Source organism: Pedobacter sp. (assembly GCF_035566355.1).
GTDB lineage: Bacteria > Bacteroidota > Bacteroidia > Sphingobacteriales > Sphingobacteriaceae > Pedobacter.
Genome location: NZ_DATMRL010000402.1, coordinates 1 through 5331, shown reverse-complemented (window position 1 = coordinate 5331; position 5331 = coordinate 1). Strand labels below are relative to the sequence as shown.

General features: G+C 39.2%; 5 protein-coding genes. All 5 read right to left on the bottom strand.

Annotated elements, in window-relative coordinates; genetic code table 11:
* The coding region (locus VNZ46_RS15480; protein WP_325560968.1) for a class II glutamine amidotransferase at window positions 1-662 on the bottom strand (662 nt) is incomplete at its 3' end.
* Window positions 663-784: 122 nt separating this feature from the next.
* A complete protein-coding gene (gene murI / locus VNZ46_RS15475) occupies window positions 785-1615 on the bottom strand; it encodes a glutamate racemase (RefSeq protein WP_325560967.1) in 831 nt (276 codons plus the stop codon).
* Between the two features lie 125 nt (window positions 1616-1740).
* Window positions 1741-2313, bottom strand: a complete 573-nt coding sequence (locus tag VNZ46_RS15470) for an OmpH family outer membrane protein (protein WP_133778756.1) — start codon at window positions 2311-2313, stop codon at window positions 1741-1743.
* Window positions 2314-2357: 44 nt separating this feature from the next.
* A complete protein-coding gene (locus tag VNZ46_RS15465) occupies window positions 2358-2888 on the bottom strand; it encodes an OmpH family outer membrane protein (RefSeq protein WP_325560966.1) in 531 nt (176 codons plus the stop codon).
* A gap of 7 nt (window positions 2889-2895) precedes the next feature.
* A partial coding sequence (gene bamA / locus VNZ46_RS15460; RefSeq protein ID WP_325560965.1) for an outer membrane protein assembly factor BamA occupies window positions 2896-5331 on the bottom strand: 2436 nt, incomplete at its 5' end.

The following is a 5331-nucleotide window of genomic DNA, read 5'->3' as shown; positions in this document are numbered from 1 at the left end:
TTTAATCCGTCAGATATTTTGTGCGTGATCTCTACGTTATCAAACCCTTCTTTTTTATACGCATCAAATAATTCCTGGTTTTCATCATCTAAAAAGTGTCCGATCTTTTCCAGTACAGTAACTGTATCTGCCTTTTCCTTTGGATGTTGTCCAAGTTCGTACAGCTGCTCCAGTAATTCATCAACATTGGTCATATTGAAGTTACCGGCAATGACCAGGTTTCTTGTCATCCAGTTGTTCTGGCGCAAAAAGGGGTGGCAATTTTCTATGCTATTTTGTCCGTGTGTACCATAGCGAAGGTGTCCCATCAGCACCTCCCCGATAAAGCTGACATTTGCTTTCAGCCACTCTGTGTCTTTCATCAGTTCCGGGGTTTCGTTCTGAATGTCCACAAATTTACTTTGCACATATCCAAAGATATCTGCAACGGCATTCTGTGCCATGGAACGATAACGGCTGATGTACCGATGACCTGGTTTTACATCCAGTTTGATGGTGGCAATACCTGCACCGTCCTGACCACGGTTGTGTTGTTTTTCCATCAGCAGGTACAGCTTATTTAAACCGTATAAGGCTGTTCCATACTTTTCCTGATAATAAGATAGGGGTTTCAAAAGACGGATAAAAGCAATTCCGCACTCGTGTTTTATCTGGTCACTCATTGATGTGTGTTTTGAGCCGCAAATTTACCGTTTATAAAACTCAGAACCTAGAAAGAAGTAGAATCTTTCGCCGGATTTACTATTCTCTGACTAACAGCACAATACAAGCGACAACGCAAGTCCTAACGCAGAAGGTGTACCTGTTTTGACTGCACTGTTTGTTCAAAAAATAAAGATGCATTCGTATCAAAAACAGTAGTATCCCCAGAGGTATAGAATAACCGTTGCCCTTGTTGTCCGATTTTATCAGCAATTTCAGGATGGTTACGCAGGTATTTCGCCAGGCTCGCAGAAACGATCTCCCCCTGCGAAATCAGGGAGATCTTCTTAGGGAGCAATCGTTCAAGTTTTGGAATCAATAAGGGATAATGCGTGCATGCCAACAGGATGCAATCCAGATCTGGTGCATTGCCAAGCAATTCCTCCAGATATTTACGGATAAAATGATCAGCTCCAGAGGTGAGGTGTTCATTATTTTCTATAAGAGGGACCAGCATCGGACAACTTTGCTGCACCACCTTTAACTGAGGATAAAATTTTTCAATCTCAATGGGGTAAGAATTCGAATTCACTGTACCCCGGGTCCCCATAACTCCAATTGTGTTACTTTTGGTATAATGACCAATTACTTCTGCTGTAGGGCGGATTACCCCAAGCACTCTGTGATTCGGATATTTTATTGGAAGTACTTTTTGTTGTATGGTACGCAGGGCTTTGGCAGACGCCGTATTACAAGCCAGGATGACTAAAGGACAGCCCTGGGCAAAAAGCCATTCCACACATTCAAGTGTATATTCATAAACGGTTTCAAAGGAATGATCGCCATAAGGTGCGCGGGCATTATCTCCAAGATAGATATAATTATATTCAGGGAGCTCCTTTATAATGGATTTAAAAACTGTCAGACCTCCATAACCAGAGTCAAATACCCCTATTGAATTTGTTTTGTTCATTTGCAAAAAAAGCGGACCTGAGGAATATTCCCCAGGTCCGCCAATTTAAATATTTTTCATCACAGAATAATGTTTTTTATCGGTGATGAGCCATCACGTGTTTCCACTCATGATGCTTTGTCTGCTTATTTCTTTGGAGCTGGAACAGCTGAAGCAGAAATACCTAATTTAGTTTTAACTGCAGCAGTCACATCATCACCACCTTCAGAATACAATAGGTTGTTGGCACCTTGCTGAGAAGCAATATCGAATACGTAAGCCAAACCTTTTTCCTTCGCTACAGATTTAACTGCAGTTTCAAATTTCTGGTTGATCGGAACAAACAATTCACCTTGTTTAGTTGCTACATCCTGTTGAGCTTTTGCACGTGCATCGTTGATGCGTTTTTCCATTCCCTGTAACTCTTCACCCATAGTTTGAAGTTCTTTAGTTACAACATCTTTATTTGCTTCACTTAAGGTTTTTTGTTTCGCTATAGCAGCTTCATACTTTGTTTGATACTCTGTCTGCATTTTAGTGATTTCATCCTGTTTTGTTTTAGCAAGAGTTTCAAGTGTACTTTGTGCAGCTTTTGCTTCAGGCATAACAGCGAATATTGCCTCTGAATTTAAGTGCCCTATCTTTTGTTGTGCATTTGCTACATTAGCCGTAAACAACAATCCCGCCGCTACAAAGAATACATTAATTAACTTTCTCATTTCTATTTTTCCTTAATAATTGTTTTAAATTTTATGTTTGTGTGTTATTTGATCACCGTTCCTGGCTTATAGCCAAGTTTGATAATAATGTCGTTGCTCAGGTCATAACTGCTGCTGGCGTAGATCATCATCGTTGCTTCACTGCTTTTGTCAAAAACAAAATCAATGTATTTACTTTTAGCCAGATCCGCAACTGTTTTAGTAACTTTCTCCTGGATAGGTTTTAAAAGCTTAGCTCTTGACTGGAAAAGATCTCCATCCGGACCAAACTTCTGGCGCTGGAAATCCTTAGCCGCCTTTTCCTTTTCAATAATTTCGTTTTCTCTTCTCTTACGCATATCATCTGTCAGTAACACCTGATCTGCCTGGTAAGCTTTATACATTTTATCAATCTGGGTGAAATTATTATCCACCTGTTGTTGCCATTGCTGAGATAACACATTCAGCTGGTTTAAGGCTGATTTATACTCCGGCAAATGCTTGAGTATATATTCTGTATCCACATACGCAAACTTCTGTGCAAAGGCACCCATACCGGTGAAAAGCAAGAAGCATATTAAAACACATTTCTTCATAAAATTATTATTGAAATCCTCCCAATTGCTGTGCGATACTGAAGGTGAAGTTTTGTCTACCGTTATCCTGTACTCCAGGAATCTTGTCAAACGCATGTCCATAATCAATACCTAACATCCCAAATATCGGTAAAAATATCCGAGCTCCAATACCTGCAGACCTTCTTATGTTAAAAGGATTGTAGTCACTGAACTTGTTCCAGGTGTTACCTCCCTCAGCAAAGCCCACAATATAAGCAGTTGCCTGCTGACTTGCAATAACCGGGTATCTTAATTCCAGTACATACTTTGTAAAAATTGGGCTACCTGAATTTTGTGCAATAGTTGGATCTGAACCTACCGGGATTACGGCATTGTTCGCATATCCACGCATCTTAATAATTTCAGATCCTTGTAAGAAGTCAAAGCCCTGCATACCGTCACCACCTAATTTGAAACGCTCAAATGCAGATTGTCCAACCGCTTTATTGTATTCTCCAAGGAAACCAAACTGTGCCTGAGACATCAGAATAAGTTTACCTGCAATTCTTTGGAACCACTGACCTTCAAATTTCCATTTGTGGTATTCTGTAAATTTATAACGCTGTTTATCGGATGCAGTTGCGTAGTTAACATTATTCAATAGAGAATACGGAGGTGTTGCCTGAACTGTAAAACGGAAATAAGATCCTGCAGTTGGGAATATCGGGGAATCCCTTGAATCCCTGCTCAACTCCTGCGTTAAGTTAAAGTTGTAGGAAGTACCTGTACTAAATTTATAACCTGGATAGTTGTTCAGGATATACTGTTGAATGTTGACAGAGTGTGTTAGCTGGAAATAGTTATCAGGCCAGTTTAACCTTCTACCCAAACTTACAGTTACGCCATTTAAACGAATTTTAGAATATTGAGGACTGGATTCATCCACACCATAAATCCCGGTTCCACCATTTGAGGAAAGAGAAGTAAAAGCACTTAATCCAAAACTTACCGGTTTTTTACCACCTAACCATGGTTCAGTGAATGAGAAGCTATACGACTGGTATTGTTTACCATTGGTTTGACCACGTAAGCTCAACTTCTGCCCGTCTCCTTTTGGAAGTGGTTTATACGCTTTAAGATTAAACAGGTTTCTTAAAGAGAAGTTATTAAAAGTCAATCCAAGTGTACCAATGATACGTCCACCACCAAAACCTCCTGACAATTCAATCTGATCTGACGGTTTTTCTTCTACTGCATATTCAATATCAACGGTTCCATCTGCCGGATTTGGTTTTGGAGTAGGTACGGTTTTAGATTCATCAAAATTACCCAGCTGGCCAATCTCCCTAACTGTTCTCACCAATTGTTCTTTTGAAAATTTCTCTCCTGGTCTTGTTCTAACATCTCTCAGTACAACACGGTCATTGGTAATGGTATTTCCTTTTACCGTAATACGGTTATTTGTATACTGAGGTCCTTCGTAAATACGCATTTCCAGATCAACTGTATCACCGTGAATTTTTGTTTGTACCGGATCAACATTAAAGGTCAGATAACCATCATTCAAATAGATACTGGAAACATCATCACTATTTCCTGTTCCTCTTAATCTCTTCTCCAGTTTTTCTTCACTGAATACTTCACCTTTTTCAATACTTAATACTTTCTCTAAAAGTTTGGTTTCATATTTGGCATTTCCAACCCAGGTGATATTACCAAAATAGTATTTAGGTCCTTCAAAAATGTCTATTTTGATACCTACTGCTTTATCACTATACTGGTAAATACTATCTTTTATAATAGCCGCGTCACGATAGCCGCGCTCCTGCATTTTTGCAATGAGTTTAAGTTTATCTTCATCGTACTTCGTCTTGTTAAACTTTCCTGAACCAAAGATCTTATAAAATGCCTGTTGCTTGGTTTTCTTTAAAAACTTACGCAGCTTGGCATCACTGAAAACCTTATTACCTTCAAAGTTAATTTCATGCACCTTTACTTTACGGCCTTTATCCACATCTACGACCAGGATAACATTGTTTTCCTGGGTAGGATCAGGCTTGGTTTTATAATTTACCTTGGTAAAGAAATAGCCTTTTTCAGACAAGAATTTGGTGATGGTACCTGTAGTTGTATTATACAGGTTTTCATTCACAACAGTCTTCCCGGTTTTGGCATTGAGCTTTTCCATGATATCGGTTTTTTGAGATTTGCTTAAACCAACAAGCTCAAAAGAACTTAAACGCGGACGTTCAACAACTTCTATCTCAAAGTATACCGTATCCAGATCAAGTTTCGTAATATCCAATTTAATATCATCAAACAGGCCCTGTGCCCAAAGGTTTTTAATTGCATTACCTGTAGCCTCACCTGGAAGTGTAATGTGCTCTCCTTTGATCAGTTTGGACAAGGTGATAATTACATCCTTATCCAGATATTTCGCTCCGGTTAATGTTGTACCTCCAATAACATACTCTTTTGGATT